Here is a 26,752-nt window from a genome sequence, read left to right on the forward strand (position 1 = left end):
CAGGCTCCTTTTGCGTGATGCCGACTTGCCAGTGTGTATGCGACTGTGAGCGTAGTTCAGGGTTCCTTATCTGCATGGAGGCTTCCATACTCCGATGGTTCCCACGCCGAATGAATCCCCATGCTCAAGACCCTCGCAGTGGCCAATTACCGCTCGATCAACCAATTGGTGGTGCCGCTTGACCGCTTGAACGGAGCTTTATCAGGAAGGTCTGCTGCGACCCTTGTCGGCGGCTGAGTTGTCCGACGGCACCTTGCGCTACCTGCTGCTGATTGCCGCGCTGCTGACACCCAGGCCGCCGAGCATGATGGCGCTGAACGAACCGGAGACCAGCCTGCACCCGGACTTGCTGCCGGCATTGGCCGGAGTAAGGGGTGACTGTACCGGCCTCATCGGGGGCTTGCTCCCACAGTGTTGATTGGGTCTTAAACAAAAAAACGCCGACGCTGTAGAAGCCGTCGGCGTTTGAACCTTGAAGGGGTTTGCGTTACGTCAGAACGCCGGCACGACCGCGCCGCCGTATTTTTTCTCGATGAAGGCTTTCACTTCCGGGCTGGTCAGCGCCTTGGCCAGTTTCTGGATGGCGTCGCTGTCCTTGTTGTCCGGGCGGGCCACCAGGAAGTTCACGTACGGCGACTTGGCGTCTTCGATGATCAGCGCGTCACTGGCCGGGTTGAGGCCGGCTTCCAGGGCGTAGTTGGTGTTGATCAGCGCCAGGTCAACCTGGTCGAGCATGCGTGGCAGCAGTGCCGATTCCAGCTCGCGGAATTTCAGGTGTTTTGGGTTGCTGGCAATGTCTTTTGGCGTGGACAGCGCATTGGTCGGGTCTTTCAGGGTGATCACGCCGTTCTTTTGCAGCAGCAGCAGGGCACGGCCGCTGTTGGAGCCTTCGTTAGGAATGGCCACGGTGGCGCCGTCCTTGAGGTCTTCGATTTTCTTGATCTTTTTCGAGTAAGCGCCGAAGGGTTCAACGTGCACGCCGATCACGGTGACCAGGTTGGTGCCCTTGCCCTTGTTGAAGTTTTCCAGGTACGGCAGGGTCTGGAAGTAGTTGGCGTCCAGACGCTTCTCGGCCACTTGCACGTTGGGCTGTACGTAGTCGGTGAAGACCTTGACCTGCAGGTCCACGCCTTCCTTGGCCAGGGTCGGCTTGACCAGCTCGAGGATCTCGGCGTGCGGCACCGGGGTAGCGGCCACCACCAGTTTCTCGTTGGCCTGGGCGAAGCCGGCAGTCAGGGCAGCCGCCAATGCGGTAAACAGCAAAACCTTTTTCATGCAGTGTCCTTAATCGAAAGTGCGGGGCGTCTCTGACGACCGCTGTCAGGTGAGGTGCCAGCGATGTGCTATCGCGGCGTGAAGCGGACAATACCGATATTTTTTATTCCCGAACAATATCTTTTATTCACGTTGATATTCCATTTTGCTCATGCAGGAATTTCAGCAGGGTTTCCTGCTCGGCAGGGCTGGCGCTCTGGTAAATCTGCCGCAGTTGCTCCAGCGGTGAACCGGCCACCGGCAGGTTCAGATGCTCCGGCAGGATTTCATCGCCGCTGCTCACCAGTAACGCAAAGTGAATAACGTTTTCCAGCTCACGGGTGTTACCCGGCCAGCTGTGCTGTTCCAGCACGCGCTGGGCCGCCTCACTGATCAGCGGCACCGGCAACTCCAGGCGTTGACTGTAGATGCCGAGGAAATATTCGGCCAGGGGCAGGATGTCGCCCACCCGCTCGCGCAGCGCCGGCAACGCCAGCTTGCCTTCGCTCAGGTAATGAAACAGCCGCTCATGGAATTTGCCCGCCGCCACGGCCTGGGCCAGGTCGATGCTGGTGGCCGCCACCAGGCGCACGTCCAGCGGGCTGGGCTGCTGGGCGCCGACGCGGGTGACCTCGTGGTTTTCCAGGGCTGCAAGCAACTTGACCTGGATCGGCAGCGGCAGGTCGCCGATCTCATCCAGGTACAAGGTGCCGCCATTGGCCGAGCCAAACCAGCCAGCGCGGCTGCTCACCGCACCGCTGTGGCTGCCGGCGGCATAGCCGAACAATTCGGCATCGGCGTAGGTGGGGCTGATCGCGCCGCAGTTGACCGACACAAACAGCCCGCTGCGATCACTGCCTCGGTGAATATGCCGCGCCAGCAGCTCCTTGCCGCTGCCGGTCTCGCCGCGAATCAACACGGGCAAGGCGCGTGGGGCCAGGCTTTCTAGGTCTTCGCGCAATTGCCGCGAACGTGGGTCGACAAACACCAGTGCCTTGGCGCGGATGCTCAGCGGGCTCTTTTCGGCATCGGGGAAGGTCAGCAGTGGCTGGCCGAAGGTTTCATGCAGACTCATGGCAGGCTCCCGTCCCATCCGTTCGGGACGGGACGTTGAAAAAATTATGCACTGCGCCGGGCGTGGTGTTCGAGGCGACTTTGCAGGCGATAGAGGTAGGCGAAGCCCTGCTCCCAGCGCCGGTGACCAGACTTCACATTGATATGCCCGGCACCGGACAAAATGCCCGCTTCGGCCCCCCAGTTGCGGGCCAGCTCCAGCGCACGCGGGGCGCTGACGGCACTGTCGTTGTCGGAACTGACCACCTGGCTGGGAAACGGCAGCAAGTCGGTCGGAATCGGCGCGAAGTTGCGCAGGGCCGGCGCACAAGCCGGGCGTTCGACATCGGCCGGTGCCACCAGCAAGGCACCGCGCACCTGCCGCAAAAAGTGCACGGGCGCGGTGGCCGCCCAGTGGGCGACGGTAATGCAGCCCAGGCTGTGAGCGATGAGAATCACCGGGGTGCTGTCGGCCGCGATGGACTCGGCGAGTGCGGCCACCCAGTCTTCGCGACGTGGAGTGAGCCAGTCGGCCTGCTCCACACGCGCACTGTTGGGCAGGCTGTTCTGCCAGTGACTTTGCCAATGGTCCTCTGGCGATCCTTGCCAGCCCGGCACGATCAGGTAACGAATCGACTCGCTGTGCATAGGTGTGCCCTCCTGCAGCGTTTAGCGTTGCTGGACAGTATAGGGACGGGGTTTATATCCGTTAAGGAATAAGAAGCTATTTATTAATAACTGAAAAGCAGAATCAAGATTTTAGCGACACGCTGCAAGTTGGGGCTGGGCTCTTCATACTGGGTGTTTTTTGATGTTCAGGGACAGATCTGCATGACGCTTAATTCTTCACTCGCGAGCCGACTGGCCGGCTGGGGCCTGCTGGTGGTGCTGGGTCTTAATCTGCGGCCGATCCTCAGCTCCATCAGCCCATTGCTCGGCGAGATTCGCCAGGCGACGGGGCTGAGTTTTCAGAGCAGCGCCCTGCTCACCAGTTTGCCGGTGGTGTGCATGGGCCTGGTGGCGCTGGTGGGCGTGCGTGTGGAGGCGCGTTTGGGTGAGCGCCGTGGCATCGCCCTGGGCCTGATAATGATTCTGCTGGCGTGCCTGGCGCGCTGGGTACTGGGCCAGGCGTCGGCACTGCTGGTGACGGCGCTGCTGGGCGGCGCGGGGGTGGCGCTGATCCAGACGCTGGTGCCGGCGATGATCAAGCGTGAATTTCACCAGCGCGTGCCGGTGGCGATGGGCGTGTACTCGGCCTCGCTGATGGCCGGCGGCGGCCTGGCGGCGTTGCTCAGCCCGGTGGTGGCCACGCACTTCCAGCAGTGGCAGGCGGGCCTCGGCGTATGGCTATTGCCGGCGCTGGGGGCGTTGCTGTTGTGGGCATGGCTGCCCCTGGGCGCGGCGAGAAATGCGCAAGTGGCACCGGTTTTCAAAGGGCTGCGCAATCGTCGCGCCTGGCTGCTGGCGCTGTATTTCGGCTTGGTCAATTGCGGCTACATGAGCCTGGTGGCCTGGCTGCCCGCGTACTATCAGCAACTGGGCTGGGGCGTGCTGCCCAGTGGCTCGCTGCTGGCGTTCATGACGATCTTCCAGGTACTCGCCGCGCTGCTGATGCCGGTGCTCGCGCAACGAGGCAGCGACCGTCGCCCGCTGCTCGGCATCAGCCTGTCGGCACAGGCCATCGGTTATCTGGGATTGATCCTCGCGCCGCAGGCGTTGCCGCACGTGTGGGTAGCGCTGTGCGGCTTCGGCCTGGGCGCCTGTTTTGCCCTGAGCCTGCTGCTGACCCTCGACCACCACCGCGACCCGCGCCAGGCCGGGCAACTGGCCGCGTTCGTGCAGGGTGTGGGCTTTTTGATCAATGCCATTTCGCCGTGGCTGACCGGCTGGCTGCGCGAACTTACCGGTCAGTTTGTCAGCGCCTGGATCGTGCTGACCGTGACGGTGCTGGCAATGCTGCTGGTCACGCGGCTGTTCAGCCCGGCGAGCTGTGCGGATGGACCTTTAACGTCCAACTGATCTTCCAGTGGCGAGCGCTAATGCCGTTCATTTAAGCGCAGATTCCCTGTGGCGAGCAGGCTTGTCCTGCGTTGGGCGGCGCAGCAGCCCCAAAACCAGGCGCTGAGCCGTATCAGGTACACCGCGTTTTGCTGGAGTGGGGGCGCTTCGCACCCCAACGCGGGGCAAGCCCGCTCGCCACACATGCATTTCGGCAATAAGACCTTCAAGCGTGCGCAGGCGGCTCCAGCCGATTGGCCCGCGCAAACGTCCCGAAATCATTGAAGCGCACACCCATCTCGGCCATTACCTTGTGCGCCACTTTGGCGGTCATCTGGCGGATGTAAAACGGCTCCTTCACCACAAAATGGTGAATCCCGTGGGTGCTGCCGAAGTTGAAGCAGAACGCCTGCATCGGCCATAGCCACCAGGGGTTGAGCACTTGGGTCTGCTGGATCACATTGCCCAGTTCCACATCACCGTAGTAGTGCATGTTGGAACTGACAAAGTGCAGGCAGAACGTGCGCAGCACGTTGGGCCCGATGATCACCACGGCGGCGATGTCGATCACCTGCATCATCTGCAAGGTGCCGGCCGACCAGTCGATCGGCGCGCCCAACAGGCTGGCGATGCCATTGGCGGCATGGAAGCCGAGGAAGACATACCACGCGCCCCAATGCAGCAACGCCAGCGGTGCGTAGACCATCACGACGCGCTTGAGGATCTTGAACGCGTGGCCCCAGGTGTTGGCGCGCAGCAGGCGGATCAACGCCGACATCAGGTTATCGCCCACCATCAGCAGGCGTGCCACTCCCCAGGGCTCGCCGTTGGTGATGGCGCGCTCTTCCATATCGGCCTCGGTGCCGGAGAACTTGTGATGGTTGAGGTGCAGGTGCCGGCGTATCCACGGGTTGATGGTGCTCGGGCGCGCCAGCCACACCAGGCCCATCATCAGGTTGTGGGGCAGGCGCTGCTTGCGAAAGTACATGCTGTGGATCAGGTCGTGTTCCAGCTCGTGGGTCAGTGAGGCGAGAAACGCATTGAGCAGCAGGCACGCCCACCAGGCCATATGCCCGGTGATATACAGCGCCGCCGAACCGAGCATGCCCAGCAGGGCGAAGGCCAGGATGCCCGCGCCCAGCGCATCCTGATGCGACAGCCAGGGGTGCCGCCGGCGCAGGCGCACGCCTTCGGCCAGTACCACTTCACGGATATGCGCCGCACGCTGTTGCGCATTCATCTGCCGGGGGCTTGCAGAACTACCGTCCATGCTTCCATTCTCTTGAGCTGTGATGCGTACATCCTGCCCCATGCGATCAGGCAGGACGCTAGCCCCACACGCCAACCTGTTGACCGCAAGCGCCAATGTCCATGACCGAACCCACGTCCCTCGCCAGTTGGACCCGCGCCCTGCGCAAGCAGCTCGATGCCCTGGGCCTCGACAGCGCCGCGCTGTGCGCGCAGGCCGGGCTCGACCCGCAACGGATGGACGACCCCAATGCGCGTTACCCGCTGTCGGCCACCACGCGCCTGTGGGCGCTGGCGGTGCAGGCCAGCGGTGACCCGGCGATTGGTTTGCGGGTGTCGCGGTTTGTGAGCCCCACCACGTTTCACGCGCTGGGTTACGCACTGGTGGCCAGCGGCAGTCTGCGGGAGGTGTTCGAGCGCATCGTGCGTTATCACCAGGTGGTCAGCGATGCGCTGAGCCCGGAGCTGACCCATCACGGTGATCACTACAGCTTTCGCCTGCTGCAACCCGAAGGCAGCCCGGCACCGGCGCCGGAAGCCATCGATGCGTTTGCGGCGATCCATGTGCGCACCTGCCGCAACCGCCTGGGCCGCGACTATGCGCCATTGGCCGTGTACCTGCGCCGCGCCGAACCGGCCGATGCCGGCCCGTGGCACAGGGTGTTCCGCGCGCCGGTGTTTTTTGGCGCTGAAGAGGACCGCCTGGAGTTCGCCGCCGACGATTTCGACAGCCACCTGGACGACGCCAACCCGGAGCTTGCCGAACACAACGAAACCGTGCTCGAGCGCACCCTCGCGCACCTGCAACCGCTGACCTGGGAGCGCAAGGTACGCGCCGCCATCGAGGCGCAACTGCCCGACGGCGAGCCGGGCGCCGAGCGCATTGCCCAGGCGCTGCACTTGAGCCTGCGCAGCCTGCAGCGGCATCTGGCGGATGAGGGGTGTCGCTTTGATGCGCTGCTCAATGAGTGCCGGGAGAATCTGGCGCTGCAGCATTTGCGCGATCCGCAGTGCTCATTGGCTGAGATCAGTCATCTGCTGGGGTTTGCCGATACCAGCAGTTTCAGCCGGGCGTTCAAGCGCTGGACGGGGATGACGCCGGGGCAGTTCAGGGAGGGATTGCGGTAGCGGGATGTGGGGTGTTTTTGGGGGCCTCATCGGGCGCAAGCCCCCTCCCACATTTGACTGTATTCACAACGTTAAACAGGGAAAACTTGCTCCCCACTTGAATGTGTTCACAGATCAAACTGTGGGAGGGGGCTTGCTCCCGATGGCGATGGTCCAGGCATTCACCGCCCGCGATCACGCCGCAACAGCTTCCTCACCCGCGCCACCAACGTCCTGGCCTCGAACGGCTTGAGCAGGTAGTCATCCTCATGCAATTCCAACCCGCGCAGGCGATCTTCGATCCCGCCCGGTGTGGTCAGGAACAGCACCGGCGTGTCGCCGCGCTGCCGAATGGCCTGCTGCAGCGTCCAGGCGTTCAGCCCGGGCAGCATCACATCCAGAATCACCAGGTCGTACACGGTGCTTTCCACAAACCGCTGCGCCGCCATGCCATTGGCCGCGACCTCCACGCCAAAGCCTGCTTCGCTCAAGCCCTGAGCCATGCGCTGCGCCAGCTCGGGCTGGTCTTCCACTAACAACACTTGCATGCGTTACCTCTGGGTTTGATTACAAACCTGTCATCAAATTGTGCGGTTTCCGACCACGTTCACTGGCTACCGTGACGGCCTGCTTTCTGGAGCCATCACCATGCATCGCACTGCCTTGTTCCTCAGCCTCGCCGTCTGCACCGCAGCCCTGGCGGCGCCGCAACTGCCCCGCCACGCCACGCTGGATTTACACACCGCGCGCCAACTGGCCGACGCGAGCCTCGCCCATTGCAGCGCCGCGCTGACCGTACTCGACCGTGGCGGCAACCTGCTGCTGAGCCTGCGGGCGGACGGTGTCGGGCCGCACAACAGCCTCGCCAGCCAGCGCAAGGCGTTTACTGCGCTGTCGACCAAAACCCCGACCCGGCTGTTTGCCGAACGGGCGCGCAGCAACCCCGAAGCCGCCAACCTTAACAGCTTGCCCGAGTTGCTGTTGCTCGGCGGCGGCGTGCCGCTGTTTGCCGACGCGGAACTGGTCGGCGCGCTGGGCATCGCCGGTGCCGGCGGCGCGGCACAGGACGAGTCCTGCGCACTGCAGGCCGCCGAGCAACTGGGCCTCAACACTTCCCTCTGATTCCACCTCCCTCAAAAGGACTTCTCGATGAAAACCCTCACCATGACCCTCGCCGCCCTCAGCCTCAGCGGCCTGTGCACGCTGGCCCAGGCCGACGGCAACCCGCTGAGCGTGCACGTGCTCAACCTGGAAAACGGCCTGCCGAGTGCCGGCGTGAACGTTACCCTGGAGCAGCACGTGGGCGATCAATGGCAATCGCTGTCCACAGGCGTCACCAACCCGCAAGGGCGCATCGCCGAACTGTTCCCCGCCAACCGCAGGATGACGCCGGGTGAATACCGCGTGGTGTTCAAGACCGGCGACTATTACAAAAAGGCCAACCGCGAGACGTTTTTCCCGGAAGTCCCGGTGATTTTCCAGGTCAAGCAGGCCGACCAGCATTACCACATCCCGCTGTTGCTCAGCCCTTACGGCTTCTCTACCTATCGCGGTTCGTAGGTTATGCTCATGCCTCCAACAGGAGGAACAACAATGAAAAGCCTCGTCGACCACCTCAGCCAATACGCCGCCTACCACCGGGACCCACGCAATATCGCCAGCCACTTCATCGGCATACCGTTGATCGTGGTGGCGGTGGCCGTGCTGCTGTCGCGCCCCGAATGGACAGTCGGCGGCCTGTGGATTTCACCGGCAGTGATCGTGACGCTGTTTTCGGCGTGGTTTTACCTGCGCCTGGAACTGGCCCTGGGCGTGCTGATGACGGTGCTGATGGGCTTGTCGGTGTGGGCCGGGCACGCGCTGGCCGCGCAGAGCACCCTGGTGTGGCTGAGCAGCGGCATCGGTCTGTTCGTGGTGGGCTGGGTGATTCAGTTTGTCGGGCATTACTGGGAAGGCCGCAAGCCGGCGTTTGTGGATGATGTGTCGGGGCTGATTGTGGGGCCGTTGTTCGTGGTGGTGGAGGCGGCGTTTTTGCTGGGGTTGCGACGCGAGCTGAAACAGCAGATCGAAGCGCGCTCCGGGCCAATGGCACGCCGTGATCTAAAACCGAGTGAAGTCTGAATGTGGGAGGGGGCAAGCCCCTCCCACATTGGCCCGATTTTCACAGTGGGTAGGGTGATGTTGTCAGGCTTTTTGCCAGACCTTGGGTTTGAAGAATAACGTCTCGCCACGGGCAAGGCCGGTGAGGCTGTCGTGGTCCTTCACCACTTCGGCTTCGATCAGCTCGCTTTGGCCTTCGACCTTCAACGTCACCCGCGTGGTCGCGCCCAGCGGGCGAATATCGCGCACCTCGGCCGCGTGGTGATCCTCCAGCTCATGGCGCGACAGCGACACCTCGTGCGGGCGGAACAGCACATGCTGGTCTTCGCCCAGGTGCAGGCGGTTGGAGTCACCGAGGAAGTGATAGACGAAATCACTGGCCGGCTTTTCGTAGACTTCACCCGGTGAGCCGATCTGCTCGATCACGCCTTTGTTCATCACCACGATGCGGTCGGCGACTTCCATGGCCTCTTCCTGGTCGTGGGTCACGAACACCGAGGTCAGGTTGATGTCTTCGTGCAGGCGCGCCAGCCAGCGGCGCAGCTCTTTACGCACCTTGGCGTCGAGGGCGCCGAACGGCTCATCCAGCAGCAGCACCTTGGGCTCGACCGCCAGGGCGCGCGCCAGGGCGATGCGCTGGCGCTGGCCACCGGAGAGTTGTTCCGGGTAGCGATCCGACAGCCAATCGAGCTGCACCATGTTCAGCAGCTCGTGCACCTTGGCCGCGATCTGAGTTTCGCTCGGGCGCTGTTTTTTCGGCTTCATGCGCAGGCCGAAGGCGACGTTGTCGAACACGGTCATGTGGCGGAACAGCGCGTAGTGCTGGAACACAAAGCCGACGTTGCGATCGCGCACATCGTGGCCGGAGACGTCTTCGCCGTGGAACACGATGCTGCCGTCATCCGGGGTTTCCAGCCCGGCAATGATGCGCAGCAAGGTGGTCTTGCCGCAGCCGGACGGGCCCAGCAACGCCACCAGCTCGCCACTCTGGATGTCCAGATTGATGCTGTTCAGGGCCTTGAAGGCGTTGAAGTTCTTGCTGACATTACGGACTTCGATCGACATGACTTATTCCTCACCGGCGCTGTTGCGCAGGCGGTTGATACGGTTCTCGCTCCACTGCTTGAGCAGCAGGATGAAGAGCGCCAGGATCAGCAACAGGCTGGCCACCGCAAACGCGGCAACGTGGTTGTATTCGTTGTAGAGAATCTCGACGTGCAGCGGCAGGGTGTTGGTGACGCCGCGGATGTGCCCGGACACCACCGACACCGCGCCGAATTCACCCATGGCCCGCGCCGTACACAGCACCACGCCGTAGATCAGGCCCCATTTGATGTTCGGCACGGTCACGTGCCAGAACATCTGCCAGCCATTGGCACCGAGCAGGCGCGCGGCCTCCTCTTCCTGGGTGCCCTGCTCCTGCATCAGCGGGATCAACTCACGGGCCACGAACGGCACGGTGACAAAAATGGTCGCCAGCACGATGCCGGGCAAGGCGAACACGATCTGGATGTCGTGCTCCTGCAACCACGGGCCGAAAAAGCCCTGGGCGCCGAACATCAGCACATAGACCAGGCCCGCGATCACCGGCGATACCGAGAACGGCAAGTCGATCAGCGTGACCAGGATGCTCTTGCCACGGAACGAGTACTTGCTCACGCACCAGGCCGCGCTGACGCCGAACACCACGTTGAGCGGCACCGAAATCACCACGGCGATCACCGTGAGTTTCAGCGCCGACAACGCGTCGGGTTCCAGGATCGCGGTGAAAAACGCGCCGAGGCCATTCTTCAGGCCCTGGGACACCACGATAAACAGCGGCAGCAGCAAAAACAGCGCAAACACCAGCCAGCCAAGGCCGATCAGGATACGCCGCGACACCGCGCTGCCACGCCGGGCCGCATTGGCCGAGGACGCGGCGGAAATAGACGATTGGGACATGTTCCGCGCCTCCTTATGGACGTTCGATGCGCCGCTGCAGCAAGTTGATCAGCAGCAGCAACACAAAGGAAACCACCAGCATCAGCACACCGATGGAGGTGGCCCCGCGGTAGTCGTACTGGTCGAGCTTGACCATGATCAGCAGCGGCAGGATTTCGGTCTTCATCGGCATGTTGCCGGCGATGAAGATCACCGAACCGTACTCACCCACGCCACGGGCAAACGCCAGGGCAAAGCCGGTGAGCCAGGCCGGCAGCAGCGCGGGCACGAGGATGTAGCGGAACACTTGCAGCGGCTTGGCGCCGAGGCAGGCGGCGGCTTCTTCGATTTCCCGAGGGATGTCGGCGAGTACCGGCTGCACCGTGCGCACCACAAAAGGCAAGGTGACGAAGGTCAGCGCCAGGGTGATGCCCAGGGGGCTGTAGGCGATCTTGAAGCCCAGGTCGGCGGCAAACTGGCCGACCAGGCCGTTAGGCGCGTACAGCGCAGTCAGCGCAATACCGGCCACCGCCGTGGGCAGGGCGAACGGCAGGTCGATCATCGCATCGATGATCTTGCGACCGGGAAAGGTGTAGCGCACCAGCACCCAGGCCAGCAGCGTGCCGATCACACCGTTGATCAGCGCGGCGTAGAGCGCGGTGCTGAAGCTCAGTTTCAACGCCGCCAGCACGCGCGGAGCAGAGATGATGGCCCAGAACTGATCCCAGGTGAGTTGAGCGGCGTGGACGAACATCGCCGCCAGCGGGATGAGCACAATCAGGCTGAGGTACACCACGGTGTAGCCCAGCGTCAGCCCGAAGCCGGGTATGACGGGGGAGATACGACGCGACATGAGAGTCCTTGGTTAAAGGGAAGAAACCACTACTGTAGAAGCGCGCTTTGTGGAGCGGGTTTTCCTGTGGGAGCCGGGCTTGCCCGCGATGCAGGCACCTCGGTGTGTCAGTCACACCCAGGTGATGCTATCGCAGGCAAGCCAGCTCACACAGGAGAGCGCTCACCCTGGGTTATTGCGCCGTGTAGATCTGGTCGAACACGCCACCGTCGTTGAAGAATTTCGGTTGGGCCGTTTTCCAGCCGCCGAAGTCTTTGTCGATAGTCACAAGGTCCAGTTTGGGGAACTGCCGGGCGTATTTGGCGGCTACTGTTTCATCGCGTGGGCGGTAGAAGTTCTTCGCCGCAATCTCCTGGCCAGCCGGGCTGTACAGGTGCTTGAGGTATTCAGTGGCGATCTCGGTGTTGCCCTTTTTCTCGGCGTTCTTGTCGACCACGGCCACCGGTGGTTCGGCGAGGATCGACAGGGACGGCACGACGATGTCGAACTTGTCGGCGCCGCCGTCTTCTTTCAGCGCCAGGAACGCTTCGTTTTCCCAGGCCAGCAACACGTCACCCTGACCGTTGTTGACGAAGGTAATGGTCGAACCGCGCGCGCCGGTGTCGAGGATCGGCACGTGCTTGAACAGCTCCTTCACGTATTCCTGGGCCTTGGCTTCGCTGCCACCGGCCTTGAGGCCATAGGCCCAGGCGGCGAGGAGGTTCCAGCGCGCACCGCCGGAGGTTTTCGGGTTGGGCGTGATGACCGACACGTCTTTCTGGATCAGGTCGCCCCAGTCCTTGATGCCCTTGGGGTTGCCCTTGCGCACCAGGAACACGATGGTGGAGGTGTAAGGCGTGCTCGCGTCCGGCAGGCGGGTCTGCCAGTTTTCCGGCAGGGTTTTGCCCAATTTTGCGATTTCGTCGATGTCACCGGCCAGGGCCAGGGTCACCACGTCGGCGCGCAGGCCGTCGATCACCGCGCGGCCCTGCTTGCCCGAACCGCCGTGGGATTGCTGGATCTTGACGGTGTCGCCGGGGTGGGACTGCTTCCAGAAATGGGTGAACTCCGCGTTGTAGTCCTGATACAGCTCACGGGTAGGGTCGTACGAGACGTTGAGCAACTCGTAGTCCTTGGCAACGGCGGAACCGGCGAACACGGCACTGGCCAGCGCGGCCAGCGCATAACGGCGAATCGACGACATAAAAGCTCCTGGAATTCTGGGTGTTGGCTTTTTTCTTATGATTGCGGGTGTTGCGAATCGCCGTTGCTGCCTAGCTCGGTTTGTTACCCGGGTTCTGCAAACGGAATTTCTCTTTACGTTCGATCTGGACCACCTGTGCGTTGTGCACAGTGATTTCCACCGCGCCAAACCGCAGGTCGCGCAGCGCGCTCTGGATCTCACGCAAAATGGCTGCTTCGTCCTGGCCGTCGACGCTACGAAGAGATGCGCTCATGGTCTCGCTCCTGAAATGAATAGTGCCTGGCAGTGGCGGAACTGCTTGCGGCGTGGGAGCGATAGTAGATAAGCGCAGATATTCTTAAAAATACTATTTAAGAATGTTTATATAACTAAAATGTTAAGCCGGATGAAGATGCCATTGTGGGAGGGGGCTTGCTCCCGATAGCGGCGGATCAGTTGATCAATGTGCCAACTGGTAAACCGCAATCGGGAGCAAGCCCCCTCCCACAGTCGACCGGGTTTCAAGTTCGAATCGCGAGGGGGTTTGACCATTCAATGTCTTTGGCAGGCTTGGGCTTGCCAAACCAGTAGCCCTGCCCCATGTCGCATTCCTGGTCCAGCAGGAACCGCGCCTGCTCCACTCGCTCGATGCCTTCGGCGTGCACCTGCATGCCCATGCTTTTGGCCAGGGCGATCACCACGCGTACGATGGCAACGTCATCTTCATCCTCCGGCAACCCGGCAACGAAACCCTGGTCGATCTTGAGTTTGTGCACCGGCAGGCGCTTGAGGCGCAGCAGCGAAGAATAGCCGGTGCCGAAGTCATCGATGGCCAGGCGCAGGCCCAACTCGCGCAGGCGGTGCAGCTGTTCAAGGGCCATGTCCGGGTCGTCCATCACTGCGCTTTCGGTGACCTCCAACTCCAGAAAAGCCGGGTCCAGGCCGGTGTCGTGCAGCACCCGCGCCACGTGTTCGTACAGCTCGCGCCGGGCGAACAGCCGGCTGGAGACGTTGACCGCCATGAACCCCAGCGGCTTGCCCTCGGCCAGCCATTGGCACATTTGCCGACAGGCCTGGAGCATCACCCACCCGTCGATATCGGCAATCAGCCCGGTGCGCTCGGCGATGGGGATGAATTCGCCGGGCGGTACCAGGCCGCGCTCCGGGTGCTGCCAGCGCACCAGCGCTTCGACGCCGATCAGGCGGCCGTCCTGCAGGTTGTGCACCGGCTGGTAGTAGACGCGCAGTTCGTCGCGGTCGAGAGCGCGCCGCAACTCGCCGGCGATTTCCACCCGGCTTTGCGCGTGGGCGGTGAGCTCTTCGGTGTACAGCGCGAAGCCTTCGCGGCCCGCGCTCTTGGCCTTGAACAGCGCCGAATCGGCGTTGCGCAGCAGTTGTTCGGCGCTCAGGGCATCGCCGGGGAACAGGCTGATGCCAATGCTGGCGCTGATAAACAGCTGGTTGCCATCGAACACGAACGGTGCCTTCATCGCCTCGATCATGCGCTGCGCCAGGGCTGCCGCCTGGGTCACCTGTGGACAGTTTTCCGCCAGCACGGCGAACTCATCCCCGCCCAGGCGCGCCAGGGTCACGCCGGGGCTGAACAGGGCCGCCAGCCGCTCGCCCACGCGCTTGAGCAACTGGTCACCGACGTTGTGGCCAAGGCTGTCATTGATGATCTTGAAGTGGTCCAGGTCCAGCAGCAGCAACGCACAGCCACGTTTGTGCACCTGCGCCGACGCCAGGGCCTGTTCGGCGCGGTCGCTGAACAGCAGGCGGTTGGGCAGGTCGGTCAGCGGGTCGTGATGGGCCAGGTGCGCCAGTTCGTGCTCGGAGTCCTTGATGGCACTGATATCAGAAAACACCGCGACGTAATGGCTGAGGCGGCCATCGTCGTCATGGATGACCCGGATGGTTTGCCACTGTGGATAAATTTCGCCGCTTTTGCGCCGGTTCCAGATTTCGCCGCTCCATTCGCCCTCCTGGTCGAGGGTCTGGAACATCTGCCGGTAAAAATTCGACGAATGGCGCCCGGACTTGAACAGACTCGGCTGCCGGCCCAGCACCTCCTCGCGGCGGTAGCCGGTGATGGTGATAAAGGCGCGATTGACATGCACGATCTGGCCCGCGCTATCGGTGACCAACACGCCTTCGCGGGTGCAATCGAACACAGCCGCAGCCTGGCGCAGGCGCTCGCGATTTTCCTTCAAGGGGCGCAGCAGACGGGTGGCACGGGCAGCGCGGGCGCAGATCAGGCAGATCAGCAGCGCGCTCAGCGCCACCCATAGATAGCCGCTCACCTGAAAACCGTCCGTTAACGCCCGTGGTTCATCGAGAAAGTTGATCAATAAAAGGGGGCTGAGCAACAGCCACGCGATGGAAACCAACAGGTATACCAGCCCCGTCAGCAGGGCACCTCGGTACGAAAACAGCATATGCCCAGTAATCCTTACCCAAAAAACAGCATCGCCCTGCAAAGGTTACGGATTATAGAATAAGAAACATCCAGTCACTCCTATCTGAAAGGGTGTCTGGTTTTCTGTGTAGGCTTAGTGATAATGCGTGAGCTGTTCTTTTCTTTATCTGAGGGCCATACAGCCTATGTGGTACAACGGTTTTCTTGATCTGTCAGCCTGGCAACTGGTGGCAGTCACCCTGTTGATGACCCACGTGACCATTGTCGGGGTCACGGTTTATCTGCATCGCTATTCAGCCCATCGCTCCCTGGAGCTCAATGCCGGCCTGAAACACTTCTTCCGTCTCTGGCTGTGGCTGACCACGGCGCAGAACACCCGCGAGTGGACCGCCATCCACCGCAAGCACCACGCCAAGTGCGAAACCGTCGATGACCCGCACAGCCCGGTGATCAAGGGCCTGTCCACCGTAATGCGCAAGGGCGCCGAGCTGTACCGCGCCGAAGCGGAAAACCCGGAAACCCTGCGCATCTACGGCAAAAACTGCCCGGACGACTGGATCGAACGCAAGCTCTACACGCCCTACCCGCTGCTGGGCGTGGCGATCATGGGCGTGATCGACCTGCTGCTGTTCGGCACCATCGGCATCACCATCTGGGCGATCCAGATGATGTGGATTCCGTTCTGGGCCGCCGGCGTCATCAACGGCCTTGGGCATGCCGTGGGCTATCGCAACTTCGAATGCCGCGACGCGGCCACCAACCTGGTGCCGTGGGGCATCATCGTTGGCGGCGAAGAGCTGCATAACAACCATCACACCTACCCCAACTCCGCCAAGCTGTCGGTGAAAAAGTGGGAATTCGACATGGGCTGGGCCTGGATCAAGGTGTTCAGCTTCCTGCGCCTGGCCAAGGTGCAGCGGGTTGCGCCGATTGCCCACCGCGTCGAAGGCAAGGGCCATCTGGACATGGACACCGCCATGGCGATCCTCAACAACCGCTTCCAGATCATGGCCCAGTACCGCAAGCTGGTGATCGGTCCGCTGGTCAAGCAGGAGCTGGCCAGGGTCGACTACTCGGTGCGCCACCAATTCCACCGCGCCAAACGCCTGCTGTCCCGTGAAACCAGCCTGCTGGACGATCGCCATCACCTGCGCATCCAGAGCCTGCTGGAACACAGCCAGGCCTTGAAAGTGATCTACGAGAAGCGTCTGGCGCTCCAGCAGATCTGGCTCAAGACCAGCTCGAACGGCCACGACATGCTGGCGGCGATCAAGGAATGGGTGCACGAGGCCGAAGCCAGCGGTATCCAGTCGCTGCGCGATTTTGCCCACCAATTGAAGACCTACTCGCTGCGTCCAGCGACGGTCTGACGGTGCCGTGGGAGGGTCAGCCCTCCCACTTATCCTGTTTCTGACGTCATTTTCCGGGCGCCGGTAATCCATGCCGTTCACGGAACTTCGACGCATTTACCCTCTCTCAAAGAACACTTCGCCATCATGGTGGCCCCTTGTTGTGACCGCTGTTCCACCTTGCGGCGCGCCCAGAGAGAGTTGTGCCGATGGTTCAAGAAAAGCCCCTTTCGCCTGACCTTCCAGCCGCTGAACCGCCCCGCCCGGCGGCGGCGGCCACCCTGCTTGCACTGATGCACGCCCAGGGGGAAGTCGAGCGTCTGAGTGAGCGCGAGCAGTTGCTGAGTTCGCTGCTGGTGAGCGTGAATGCGGTGCTGTGGGCTGTCGACTGGGAAACACGTCGCGTGCTGTATGTGAGCCCGGCCTACGAGCGGGTTTTTGGACGAGCGGCCAGCCTGCTGCTCGCCGACCACCGCGAATGGCGCAACAGCATTCACCCCGAAGACCTCGACTACGCCGAACAGAGCCTGACCCGCGTGCTGACCACCGGCGCCGTGGAAGACCGTGAATACCGCATCATCACCGCCGACGGGCAAATTCGCTGGCTCTGCGACAAGTGCTACATCAACCAGCAGGCCGTGCCCGACAAGCCGCTCGTGGTGGTGGGCATCGCCGAGGACATCACCGAAAAGAAGCAGTTGGAGCTGGAGTTGCACCGCCTGGCCACTACCGACGTACTGACCCAGAGCAGCAACCGCCGGCACTTTTTCGAATGCGCCAACCAGGCCTTCGACGTCGCCTCTGCCCAGGGCGCGCCGCTGGCGTTCCTGTTGCTGGACATCGATGATTTCAAGGACATCAACGACACGTACGGCCACCTGGAGGGCGATCAGGTGCTGCGGCGTATTGCCGAAAGTGGACGGGGGGTGTTGCGCCGTGGCGACCTGTTCGGGCGCATTGGTGGCGAAGAGTTCGCCGCCGTGCTGCCCGGTTGCGCACCGGAAATGGCACTGCAGGTGGCGGAGCGCCTGGGCAAGGAGATCCAGGCGTTGAGCTTCAGTTATGACGGCCGCGCCTTCAACGTGACGGTCAGCCAGGGCCTGGCGAGCCTGCGCGACAGCGACTCGACCCTCGACAGCCTGTTCGCCCGCGCCGACGCCGCCATGTACGAGGCCAAGCGCCTGGGCAAAAACCGCGTGATCGCCGACTGATGCCAGGCAACCAATAAATGTGGGAGGGGGCTTGCTCCCGATAGCGGTGTATCAGCCCTATAGTTGTTGGCTGAGATACCGCTATCGGGAGCAAGCCCCCTCCCACAAGGGTTCATCTGTGTCATCAGATGTTTAGAGCTCGGAGAAACACTCTTCGATGATCGCCAGGCCCTTGTCCAACTGCTCGTCCGGCGAGGTCAGCGGGACCAGCACGCGCAACACATTGCCGTAGGTGCCGCAGGACAGCAGGATCAAGCCCTTGTCCCGCGCCTTGGCCACCACGGCGGCGACCGCCGCAGCGTTGGGCTTGTGGCTGTCGCCGTCCTCGAACAGTTCCAGCGCGATCATCGCGCCCAGGGCGCGCACTTCACCGATCACCGGGTACTTGGCCTGGATCGCCTTGAGGCCGGTCACCAAACGCTCGCCCACCGCTTTGCAACGGTCCAGCAGGTGCTCTTCCTCGAACACCTCCATCACCGCCAGCGCAGCCGCGCAGGCAATCGGGCTGCCGGCGTAGGTGCCGCCCAAACCGCCCGGGGCGATGGCGTCCATGTATTCAGCCTTGCCGCACACACCGGCCAGCGGGAAACCGCCGGCGATGGACTTGGCGAAGGTGGTCAGGTCGGCGGCAACGCCCATCTGCTCCATGGCGAAGAAGGTGCCGGTACGGCCAGCGCCGGTTTGCACTTCGTCGGCGATCAGCAGGATGCCGTGCTTGTCGCACAGTTCGCGCAGGCGCTTCATGAAGGACTTGGGCGCGACGTAGAAACCGCCCTCGCCCTGCACCGGCTCGATGATGATGGCAGCGATATCACGCGGCTCGGCATCGTTCTTGAAGATGCGCTCGATGCTGGCGATGGCGTCGTCGTCGCTCACGCCGTGCAGTTCGTTCGGGAACAGCGCGCGGAACACGCCGCCGGGCATCAGGCCCATGCCGGCCGAGTACGGCACGACTTTGCCGGTGAGGCCCAGGGTCATCATGGTGCGGCCGTGGTAAGCGCCGGTGAAGGCGATCACGCCGGCACGGCCGGTGGCGGCGCGGGCGATCTTCACGGCGTTCTCAACGGCTTCGGAACCGGTGGTGACCAGCAGGGTTTTCTTGGCGAAATCCCCCGGCACCTTGGCGTTGATTTTTTCGCACAGCTCCACGTACGGCTCGTACGCCAATACCTGGAAGCAGGTGTGCGTCAGCTTGTTCAGTTGCTCGGTCACGGCCGCGATGATTTTCGGGTGCACGTGGCCGGTGTTCAGCACGGCGATACCGCCGGCGAAGTCGATGAACTCACGACCTTCAACGTCGGTCACGGTGGCATTCTTCGCGGACTCGGCGAAGATCGGGTGAATCTGGCCAACACCGCGCGGAACTGCGGCTTCGCGGCGTTTCATCAGGGAAGCGTTGGTCTTGCTCATAAAGTCCTCATTCGCCACTCATCGGGTGGCGCTGTGCAAGGAAATACGTGGCGGGGAAGCCACTGCAGCAGCATGCGATGATCGACTGCCACAGCGTTCCCGGCCACTGCGAATAACGGTGTGAAACACGCAAAGGGTCAGCGCTCTCGTGCCCTTTGCGTTTACTGCAATGCCAAACCGGGGCTTAGATGCCCAGGCAGAGGTATTTGATTTCCAGGTAATCCTCGATCCCGTACTTGGAGCCTTCACGGCCCAGGCCCGACGCCTTGATGCCGCCGAATGGCGCCACTTCGTTGGAGATCAACCCGGTGTTGACGCCGACCATGCCGTATTCCAGCGCTTCAGCCACGCGGAACACACGGCCCAGGTCGCGGGCATAGAAGTAGGACGCCAGACCGAACTCGGTGTCGTTGGACATCGCGATCACTTCGGCTTCGTCTTTGAAGCGGAACAGCGGCGCCAGCGGGCCGAAGGTTTCTTCCTTCGCCACGGCGGCATTCTTCGGCACATCGACCAGAATGGTTGGCTCGAAGAAGTTGCCTTCCATCGCCTTGCCACCGGCCAATAGCTTCGCGCCTTTGCTCAGGGCATCAGCGATGTGTTCCTTGACCTTGGCCACGGCTTTTTCGTCGATCAGCGGGCCGGTGGTGGTGCCGTCTTCCAGACCGTTGCCGATCTTCAACTTGGCCACGGCCACTTTAAGTTTTTCGGCGAACGCGTCGTACACCGAATCCTGAATGTACAGGCGGTTGGCGCAGACGCAGGTCTGCCCATTGTTGCGGTACTTGGAGATGATCGCGCCTTCGACGGCCTTATCCAGGTCAGCGTCATCGAACACGATAAACGGCGCGTTGCCGCCCAGCTCCAGGGACACTTTCTTGATGTCCTTGGCGCATTCGGCCATCAGCTGACGACCGATTTCGGTGGAGCCAGTGAACGACAACTTACGCACAATCGGGTTGCTGGTCAGCTCACCGCCGATGTCGCCGGCGCTGCCAGTGACCACACTCAGCACGCCGTTCGGGATACCGGCACGGTGCGCCAGCTCAACCAGGGCCAGGGCCGAAAACGGCGTTTGCGACGCAGGCTTGATCACCATGGTGCAACCGGCGGCCAGAGCCGGGCCGGCTTTACGGGTGATCATCGCGGCCGGGAAGTTCCACGGGGTGATGGCAGCGGTCACGCCGATAGGCTGCTTGATCACGATCAGGCGCTTGTCGGGCTGGTGGCCGGGAATCACATCACCGTAGATGCGCTTGGCCTCTTCGGCAAACCACTCGATAAAGGACGCGGCGTAGACGATCTCGCCCTTGGCTTCAGCCAGCGGCTTGCCCTGCTCCAGGGTCATCAGGCGAGCGAGGTCGTCCTGGTTTTCGATCAGCAGCTCGAACCAGCGGCGCAGCTTGTTCGCGCGCTCCTTGGCGGTCAGTGCACGCCAGGCCGGCAGCGCCTTGTCGGCGGCCTCGATGGCACGGCGGGTTTCCGCGGCGCCCATCTTCGGCACGGTGCCGAGAATCTCGCCCGTGGCCGGATTATTGACCTTGATGGTTTGACCGTTGTCCGCATCCACCCAAGCCCCATCGATAAAGGCTTGCTGGCGGAACAACTGGGTATCTTTGAGCTGCATGTCGGCTTTCCTTAACAGCACCGCGCGCACGCGGAGCGAATTAGAGTTGTAGAAAGGCGCCTTGTGGGCTGCCGTCAGGGAAATCAGCCCCAGCGCGCAACGTGAGTGAAACGGCGCACGGGAGACAGAGCGTTTGAAATCTCAAACGAATCCTAGGAGCAATGGGGGTACAGGGCAATAGTCTGTTCGAAAAAAAGAACGAAAAGCGCCCGCGTGTCCGGTGAGTCTGATCAGCGTGGGGGGAACAGCGTTCCACTGCATCGACCACCGGCCTCCGAGGCAGAGCCCTGGCGGGAGGGTTTCCTACGATTAAGCGGCCAAACCCAGCATGGACGCCCAAGGTCGACATGGGTATGATGGCGCCCGCACAAGCATCCGTAGCTCAGCTGGATAGAGTACTGCCCTCCGAAGGCAGGGGTCGTGGGTTCGAATCCCGCCGGGTGCACCAGATATAGATGAAGAAGCCTCAGGTCGAAAGGTCTGGGGCTTTTTTGTGGGTGATTGTTTTTGGTTTGGTTATAGGGAGGTGCATATCTCTTGTGCGAGTAGTGCTCAGGAGTCCGAGCGCTTCAAAACGTCGCCCGATGCCACGGACGAGGCGATTATCCTCAGCGTCCAGGAACTGAACTGGCTGCTCGACGGTTTCGACCTCTGGCGCAACCGTCCTCATCAGGTTTTGACGCCGCGCTACGTGGCGTGACCCGGTATAATCCGGGCCATGATTTCTCTACCCGACGACCTTCCTGATGATCCTGTTCTGCTCAAGCAATTGCTGCTTGAGGCACTCAGTCGCCAGGAAGAATCGGCCCAAGCTTATCAGACCCATATTGTCGACCTGAAAGAACAGATCAAGCTGTTGCGCGACCGTCTTTTTGGGCGCAAGTCCGAGCAAACCGTTGAGCCCAACACGCCACAATTGGCCTTGTTCAACGAGCCTGAAAGCGAACCCATGCCGTTGGTAGGCGAGGCCGATGAAGAAGTCGTTGCACCGACACCTCGCGGTGGCAAACGCAAGCCGTTGTCGGCTGAGCTGCCACGTATCGAAGTGATCCATGAACTGCCCGAACACGAACTGACCTGTGTCTGTGGTTGCCGCAAACATGCTATCGGGGAAGAAACCAGCGAGCAGTTGGATATCGTGCCGATGCAGATCCGCGTCATCAAACATATCCGCAAGATCTACGCTTGCCGAGGCTGCGAAACTGCACCGGTGACCGCTGACAAACCGGCCCAGTTGATCGAAAAAAGCATGGCCAGCCCCAGCGTGTTGGCGATGCTGCTGACCACCAAGTATGTCGATGGCTTGCCGTTGCACCGGTTTGAAACGGTACTAAGCCGACATGGCATTGATATTCCGCGCCAGACTCTAGCGCGCTGAATCATCCAGTGCAGCGAACACTTCCAGCCACTGCTGAATTTGATGCGCGACCGATTACTGGAAAGTCCGGTGATCCATTGCGATGAAACCCGCGTCCAGGTGTTGAAAGAGCCGGATCGAGACCCGACCAGTCAATCCTGGATGTGGGTGCAAGCCAGTGGTCCGCCGGATCGAAAAGTCGTGCTATTTGATTACACGTCCAGCCGTGCGCAGGAGGTGCCGTTGCGCCTCTTGGAAAGTTATCGTGGCTATGTCATGACCGATGATTACGCTGGCTATAACGCCTTGGCGTTGCAGCCAGGCGTGGAACGCTTGGCGTGCATGGCTCATGCACGACGCAAGTTCGTGGACGCGCAAAAAGTGCAGCCCAAGGGCAAGACAGGACGAGCGGATATCGCGCTGACGATGATCAACAAGTTGTACGGCATCGAGCGTGAGCTAAAAGACGGCAGCGACGAGCAGCGGTTTATCGCTCGCCAGGAAAAGAGCCTGCCGATCTTGGGTCAAATAAAAGTCTGGCTGGATAAAACCCAGTCCCAAGTGACGCCGCAAAGCGCATTAGGCAAGGCCGTGCATTACCTGGCAAATAACTGGAGCCGACTGGAACGCTATGTCGAAGCGGGTTATTTGCCCATCGACAACAACCCTGCTGAAAGAGCAATCAAGCCGTTTGTGATCGGACGTAAAGCTTGGTTGTTCAGCGATACCGTCAACGGCACCGCTGCCAGCGCAAAGATCTACAGCTTGGTCGAGACAGCCAAGGTTAACGGCCAAGAGCCCTATACGTGGCTGCGCCACGTACTTGAGCGGCTGCCTCAGGCTTCGTCGCTTGAAGATTATGAAGCCTTGCTGCCGTGGAACTGCTCGCCAGAAATGCCACGATAAACCGTTAACCCGCTGTTGGGTAGGTGGGGTTTATGGATCGGATACATTTCATTGACGTCCAACTCAAAAGAAAGGGAGGGTGATGAAGAAGCGTAAGCCTGAGTAGCTTCCGCCTCGCTATATCCTTCCATTACAAAAATACCCCAGATTTTTCGGCTTTCGGTCTGTGGCGGCTGCGAGCTTATGACCGCTTACCGCCTAAAGCGGTCAATCACTGTCTTAAAAATCAAGGGCGATTCACAGCACGTGCATGTTGCTTACGTTATGCTGCGCGCAATGCCCGCGGTGAAACGCAGCAGCAGAGTGTCCAAGGATGAAGGACGAATATTCCTGCTGGGGCGTAGGGAGAGCTCACTGCTAGAGTGGATGTCCTCGTGCTTATTCACATAGCCAGATAGAGAAATCCACTCCATTTGTGAAGCTTGTTCAAACGCGAGAATATCTATACACGCCTTTAATATTCTCGGCGAGATAACCTCCAACCGAGTCGGCGTTTACCAACCCGTTGAAGGCGCTTTGTGGTACATCAAAATACTGGTAAAGCGTACCATTTTTAAACTCTACCTCTAAAGTTTCACTGTCTTCGTCGTAGCCTACAGACTCTACGTTTGAAGATGACACCGGGCTTCGTTCCATAATTACTCCTAAGGTTTTACCTTATCAATTCGAGGGTTTTGAGCTCGCCATGTTTCTACTAGTTCTTCATAATTAGGACTATCCTCCATTTTTATTCCCCATCCACCGGGAGAAAGAGATTCATCCATAGAAAATTCATCGTAAACTATAGGGTCTTGGCTGTCTGGTCGTCGATTTTTCGGAGGGGCTAGAATAGAGGTCCTCATAGGAAGTTTTACCGCTTCGCCTAAGATAATCGCCTCCCCGGTCCTCAAGATGGGCAACATACTAGTTAGTCCGTCTAGATTGTCTGAGAGTGCAGAAGTTATGTGCGCGCGATCTGTCGAATTGGTCAATCTAAGGGCAAAAAAAGTACCGCATTGAGAAAGAATTGTAGGGTCTATTTCAGACGGGCGTTGGCTGACGATCATTGCGCCTATTCCGTATTTTCGTCCCTCTTTTACTATCCGCTGTACAATTTTAGAAGCCATGCCCTTGAAACTATCATTGAGATATATATGCGCTTCTTCCATGACAATTAATAAAGGGCGGTGCCTTCCTCCTTGGGATAGGTTTCTAGCCCAAAAAAGAGCCTCATACAGTATCCTTAGTACCGCCCCTATAGTCGTTTGCAATATGTCTGGGGGCACGCCAGATAAATCTAAGATAGAAATCGATTTTCCGCCAATCCAGCTCTCAAGTAATTTATCTAGATCTGTCGCCACTGCACCGTCTGCTTCCGGCATCCAATCGCCGGGACGAAATATAAAGTCATACCTAGGTATTCGAAGTTTTGTGCCGAGAAGCAAAACATTTTTCCCGATATTCAATGAGCCTGGTAGATAGTTGATTTTCTCCTCGTTGGCCTCAGTGACGATATTCTTAAATATTGGAGGTATGCCTGCAGAGGGATTACCTCTTAATTCATTGCCAGCGGGGTCAAGTTCAAAGGCAAGATTATCCATAGGCTTTCCTGGGCGGCCTTTGTAGTAGGTTGCAAATGTCTCGATGAAAAGGTCATACCACAGGTGGTGAATACTAAAAGGAATAGGTGAGTCAACGCTAACCGAATCAAGGGATGCGCCAGTCCTTGGATATTTGGCGATTGACTCGGCTTTTAATTTATGGACTCGTTCCATAACAACGTTTTTTTCTTTCTCGTTGCTGAACTCACCAAAGCTAACTTCGCAAAGCTCATCAAAGTTTAACGCCCAGAATGGAATTCTTAGCTCGCTTTCTGCGAGCTTAGACGACTTAAAGGAGTTAATTTTGAAGATGTCAGCCTTGTCTTTAAGGGCGGAACCATACTCCCCATGTAAGTCGAGCATAATAATTCGCGAAGAAGGGTATCTTTCAATGTCGGATAGTGCATTCATAATGCTAGCCACCGTTGTGGACTTACCAGATCCTGTCGTACCAACGATAGCGGAGTGACGAGTGACAAGCTTATTAATGTCAATCAGGGCCGGTATAGATTCCGCGTTTGAGATATGTCCTAATTTTACGAAATAGGGCCGATCTGGACGGCCATAAATTGTTTTTAGCTCCTTTTCGGATACTAGGTGAACCTCATCTCCAATGGTGGGGTACTGTGATAGACCTCTTTGAAATGAACCATTTCGTTGACCCTCACCGACAAGTTGGATTCTCATCCACCTATTACTTTGGTCATCGATGTTGGCTTTATTTTCTGGTACAGCGCTTGCACCTACTTGACTTACAATTCCAAATAAATCAGAAAAGCCTATAGGTATTCTCACGAAACTACCGATCTGTCCAACCCTATATCCTTGACCATCTATATAAATAAAACCTGTCAATGATTGTTTAGATAATGAAATGCTAACCGCTGTCCCGTTTACATCTTGGACATCGCCCAAATAGGTTTCCTTGCTAGCCATTAACTTCCCCCTGCTGTTGAGCCGATTATTCTTTTCAAAAAGCTCGTAAAGACAGCAAAGTCACCAAGTTTGATAATATTCTCTGTTTTTTCTGATGCGTCATCAACTTTGGAAGAAGTAATAAATGCTCTGATATCTACGTCAGCATCGTCATTTTCAGGAAATAGAGACCACCGCCCTGGGTTTGTACCAATAATGGCCTTGTTGAATGTCCAAATGTTTAGATTGTGCTGGTTTTTTGCTAATCGATATGCCTCAGGGTACTTTTCTTTCGCAACCCCGTCAGGAAGCTGATCTTCGAAATTCCCAAACATTAGCGCTAGCACCATCGCGGTAGGGTTCGCTTTCAAGGCATTTATTATTGTGTCATTTAAATGACCATCATTAAATGAGTAACCCGACATTATCAGTAATGACGATTTTTTACGAATGAATCTATTTAATTGATCTATGAGTGCAAGATAAGGCATCTTCCTGCTTTCTTCATATTTCAAGTGTGAAGGATAAATCAGATGGGATGCGTCCTCCTTTATTTCTGAAGATCGATAGACTTTCTTCTGGCCAGACATTTCCTCTTTGTACCAGTTAATTGATCCATGAATTTTCCAAAGTCTAGTCCAATGAACGGGTATTAGATTATCTTCTAGAGCTCGCAAGTCAAAAAAGGATCTGCGGGCCCCCACGAACCCATCGAAATACTCGACTTCTAGATCCTCAAGTGATTGCTCCATAAGCAAGTCATAATTAGTGGTAAATATTTCGACAGGAGTTTTTCTGTCTATAGAGCGTATCCATTTGCACAGTTGGTGATAAGGCGTATCTTGGTTTGGAAGCAACACATCAATTTTGTTAACAATAATCTTGCAGATTTTTTTCTCAAGATCTAAAAGACTTGACTCACTTAACCCTCTAACATCTCCGCCTTTGGATACAGCCAATAGACTTCTTAAGAAGCTTAGAGTGTCCTCTATATTTTCAGAGTTTCGCTCCGCCTTAACCAACTCAGCCAAAAGAATTTTATATTGATCATCTTGCATCAACTGACTGTTAATGAATTTTGTAAGGTTTGCTACATCGGGGATTAATGGCCATTCATCTGTTGGCATGCTTACAGAGAGAGGGCATCCCGCAGATAAAAAAAATCCGATTGATTCACTATCCTGCGACAAAGATTGACGAAGGTATTTTAAATGCCTAATAGGATCATGAAAGCCTTCCATGTAACCGTTCCCCTCTGAAATAGGTGTTTTGGCTGGTCACATTTC

24 protein-coding genes, 1 tRNA gene and 2 pseudogenes are annotated in these 26,752 nt (G+C 59.1%); 11 read left to right on the forward strand and 16 right to left on the reverse strand.

Going from position 1 to position 26,752, the window contains the following annotated elements; genetic code table 11:
• Positions 1 to 202 precede the first annotated feature (202 nt).
• Positions 203 to 376: pseudogene (locus TU79_RS21430) on the forward strand (AAA family ATPase); the annotation flags it as partial.
• A 116-nt stretch (positions 377 to 492) separates the two neighbouring features.
• Here TU79_RS21430 and TU79_RS21435 read toward each other — a convergent pair.
• The 3 genes from TU79_RS21435 to TU79_RS21445 all read right to left on the reverse strand — a co-directional run bounded on the left by TU79_RS21435 (position 493) and on the right by TU79_RS21445 (position 2,955).
• Entirely contained in the window at positions 493 to 1,275 is a 783-nt protein-coding gene (locus tag TU79_RS21435) for a MetQ/NlpA family ABC transporter substrate-binding protein (RefSeq protein ID WP_057009874.1), read from the reverse strand.
• A gap of 127 nt (positions 1,276 to 1,402) precedes the next feature.
• Complete coding sequence (locus tag TU79_RS21440) at positions 1,403 to 2,329, reverse strand: sigma 54-interacting transcriptional regulator (RefSeq protein ID WP_057009875.1); 927 nt, start codon at positions 2,327 to 2,329, stop codon at positions 1,403 to 1,405.
• A gap of 44 nt (positions 2,330 to 2,373) precedes the next feature.
• Entirely contained in the window at positions 2,374 to 2,955 is a 582-nt protein-coding gene (locus TU79_RS21445) for an alpha/beta hydrolase (RefSeq protein ID WP_057009876.1), read from the reverse strand.
• Between the two features lie 183 nt (positions 2,956 to 3,138).
• Between TU79_RS21445 and TU79_RS21450 the strand changes: the two genes are divergently transcribed.
• Complete coding sequence (locus tag TU79_RS21450; protein WP_057009877.1) at positions 3,139 to 4,326, forward strand: CynX/NimT family MFS transporter; 1,188 nt, start codon at positions 3,139 to 3,141, stop codon at positions 4,324 to 4,326.
• A 205-nt stretch (positions 4,327 to 4,531) separates the two neighbouring features.
• Here the strand turns inward: TU79_RS21450 and TU79_RS21455 are convergent, their stop codons facing one another.
• Positions 4,532 to 5,575 carry a fatty acid desaturase gene (locus tag TU79_RS21455; RefSeq protein WP_057009878.1) on the reverse strand — a complete coding sequence of 348 codons (1,044 nt, stop codon included), beginning with the start codon at positions 5,573 to 5,575 and terminating at the stop codon, positions 4,532 to 4,534.
• 101 nt (positions 5,576 to 5,676) lie between these two features.
• On the opposite strand from TU79_RS21455, the gene TU79_RS21460 reads away from it, so the two are divergent.
• Positions 5,677 to 6,681, forward strand: coding sequence for an AraC family transcriptional regulator (locus TU79_RS21460; protein ID WP_057009879.1), 1,005 nt, complete (start codon positions 5,677 to 5,679; stop codon positions 6,679 to 6,681).
• Between the two features lie 161 nt (positions 6,682 to 6,842).
• Here TU79_RS21460 and TU79_RS21465 read toward each other — a convergent pair whose 3' ends face one another.
• Positions 6,843 to 7,208, reverse strand: a complete 366-nt coding sequence (locus tag TU79_RS21465) for a response regulator transcription factor (protein ID WP_057009880.1) — start codon at positions 7,206 to 7,208, stop codon at positions 6,843 to 6,845.
• A gap of 100 nt (positions 7,209 to 7,308) precedes the next feature.
• Here TU79_RS21465 and TU79_RS21470 point away from each other — a divergent pair, with 100 nt between their 5' ends.
• The 3 genes from TU79_RS21470 to TU79_RS21480 are packed head-to-tail and all read left to right on the forward strand — an operon-like array spanning position 7,309 to position 8,781.
• Complete coding sequence (locus TU79_RS21470; RefSeq protein ID WP_057009881.1) at positions 7,309 to 7,782, forward strand: GlcG/HbpS family heme-binding protein; 474 nt, start codon at positions 7,309 to 7,311, stop codon at positions 7,780 to 7,782.
• Positions 7,783 to 7,809: 27 nt separating this feature from the next.
• A complete protein-coding gene (gene uraH, locus TU79_RS21475; RefSeq protein ID WP_057009882.1) occupies positions 7,810 to 8,220 on the forward strand; it encodes a hydroxyisourate hydrolase in 411 nt (136 codons plus the stop codon).
• A 33-nt stretch (positions 8,221 to 8,253) separates the two neighbouring features.
• Positions 8,254 to 8,781, forward strand: a complete 528-nt coding sequence (locus TU79_RS21480; protein ID WP_057009883.1) for an Mpo1 family 2-hydroxy fatty acid dioxygenase — start codon at positions 8,254 to 8,256, stop codon at positions 8,779 to 8,781.
• 63 nt (positions 8,782 to 8,844) lie between these two features.
• Here TU79_RS21480 and TU79_RS21485 read toward each other — a convergent pair whose 3' ends face one another.
• The 6 genes from TU79_RS21485 to dibA form a co-directional block, all read right to left on the reverse strand.
• Entirely contained in the window at positions 8,845 to 9,825 is a 981-nt protein-coding gene (locus TU79_RS21485) for a sulfate/molybdate ABC transporter ATP-binding protein (protein ID WP_057009884.1), read from the reverse strand.
• A gap of 3 nt (positions 9,826 to 9,828) precedes the next feature.
• On the reverse strand, positions 9,829 to 10,701 hold the full coding sequence (gene cysW, locus TU79_RS21490) for a sulfate ABC transporter permease subunit CysW (protein WP_057009885.1): 873 nt from the start codon (positions 10,699 to 10,701) through the stop codon (positions 9,829 to 9,831).
• A 13-nt stretch (positions 10,702 to 10,714) separates the two neighbouring features.
• Entirely contained in the window at positions 10,715 to 11,533 is an 819-nt protein-coding gene (gene cysT / locus TU79_RS21495) for a sulfate ABC transporter permease subunit CysT (RefSeq protein WP_057009886.1), read from the reverse strand.
• Between the two features lie 172 nt (positions 11,534 to 11,705).
• A complete protein-coding gene (locus TU79_RS21500) occupies positions 11,706 to 12,716 on the reverse strand; it encodes a sulfate ABC transporter substrate-binding protein (RefSeq protein WP_057009887.1) in 1,011 nt (336 codons plus the stop codon).
• A 70-nt stretch (positions 12,717 to 12,786) separates the two neighbouring features.
• Entirely contained in the window at positions 12,787 to 12,969 is a 183-nt protein-coding gene (gene oscA, locus TU79_RS21505; protein WP_003170956.1) for a sulfur starvation response protein OscA, read from the reverse strand.
• A gap of 247 nt (positions 12,970 to 13,216) precedes the next feature.
• Positions 13,217 to 15,130 (reverse strand): phosphodiesterase DibA, encoded by a 1,914-nt coding sequence (gene dibA, locus TU79_RS21510; protein WP_057009888.1) that lies wholly within the window; start codon positions 15,128 to 15,130, stop codon positions 13,217 to 13,219.
• Positions 15,131 to 15,296: 166 nt separating this feature from the next.
• On the opposite strand from dibA, the gene desA reads away from it, so the two are divergent.
• Together desA and TU79_RS21520 are read left to right on the forward strand one after the other, a co-directional pair.
• A complete protein-coding gene (desA, locus tag TU79_RS21515; RefSeq protein ID WP_057009889.1) occupies positions 15,297 to 16,481 on the forward strand; it encodes a delta-9 fatty acid desaturase DesA in 1,185 nt (394 codons plus the stop codon).
• Positions 16,482 to 16,669: 188 nt separating this feature from the next.
• Entirely contained in the window at positions 16,670 to 17,671 is a 1,002-nt protein-coding gene (locus tag TU79_RS21520; RefSeq protein WP_057009890.1) for a GGDEF domain-containing protein, read from the forward strand.
• A 132-nt stretch (positions 17,672 to 17,803) separates the two neighbouring features.
• On the opposite strand, the gene gabT is transcribed toward TU79_RS21520, so the two are convergent.
• Both gabT and gabD read right to left on the reverse strand, forming a co-directional pair.
• Positions 17,804 to 19,081: a 4-aminobutyrate--2-oxoglutarate transaminase gene (gene gabT / locus TU79_RS21525; protein ID WP_057009891.1), complete on the reverse strand. Its 1,278-nt coding sequence runs from the start codon at positions 19,079 to 19,081 to the stop codon at positions 17,804 to 17,806.
• A 184-nt stretch (positions 19,082 to 19,265) separates the two neighbouring features.
• Positions 19,266 to 20,708: an NADP-dependent succinate-semialdehyde dehydrogenase gene (gene gabD, locus TU79_RS21530; protein ID WP_057009892.1), complete on the reverse strand. Its 1,443-nt coding sequence runs from the start codon at positions 20,706 to 20,708 to the stop codon at positions 19,266 to 19,268.
• A gap of 371 nt (positions 20,709 to 21,079) precedes the next feature.
• Between gabD and TU79_RS21535 the strand changes: the two genes are divergently transcribed.
• The 3 genes and pseudogenes from TU79_RS21535 (at position 21,080) to tnpC (ending at position 22,971) form a co-directional block, all read left to right on the forward strand.
• A tRNA-Arg gene (locus tag TU79_RS21535) sits at positions 21,080 to 21,156 on the forward strand.
• Between the two features lie 78 nt (positions 21,157 to 21,234).
• A complete protein-coding gene (locus TU79_RS21540) occupies positions 21,235 to 21,408 on the forward strand; it encodes a hypothetical protein (protein WP_057009944.1) in 174 nt (57 codons plus the stop codon).
• 18 nt (positions 21,409 to 21,426) lie between these two features.
• Positions 21,427 to 22,971: pseudogene (gene tnpC, locus TU79_RS21545) on the forward strand (IS66 family transposase).
• Positions 22,972 to 23,397: 426 nt separating this feature from the next.
• On the opposite strand, the gene TU79_RS25600 reads toward tnpC, so the two are convergent.
• From TU79_RS25600 to TU79_RS21555, 3 genes are read right to left on the reverse strand one after another with little or no spacing between them, the layout of a single operon-like run.
• The gene (locus TU79_RS25600; protein ID WP_080274897.1) at positions 23,398 to 23,607 is read right to left on the reverse strand and encodes a KTSC domain-containing protein; all 210 of its coding nucleotides are present in this window, start codon (positions 23,605 to 23,607) and stop codon (positions 23,398 to 23,400) included.
• An 8-nt stretch (positions 23,608 to 23,615) separates the two neighbouring features.
• Entirely contained in the window at positions 23,616 to 25,487 is a 1,872-nt protein-coding gene (locus TU79_RS21550) for an ATP-binding protein (protein ID WP_057009893.1), read from the reverse strand.
• On the reverse strand, positions 25,487 to 26,707 hold the full coding sequence (locus TU79_RS21555) for an SIR2 family protein (protein ID WP_057009894.1): 1,221 nt from the start codon (positions 26,705 to 26,707) through the stop codon (positions 25,487 to 25,489). The genes TU79_RS21550 and TU79_RS21555 overlap by 1 nt, the downstream gene beginning before the upstream one ends.
• Between the last annotated feature and the right edge of the window lie 45 nt (positions 26,708 to 26,752).

It is taken from the genome of Pseudomonas trivialis (assembly GCF_001439805.1).
Taxonomy (GTDB): Bacteria; Pseudomonadota; Gammaproteobacteria; order Pseudomonadales; family Pseudomonadaceae; genus Aquipseudomonas; species Aquipseudomonas trivialis.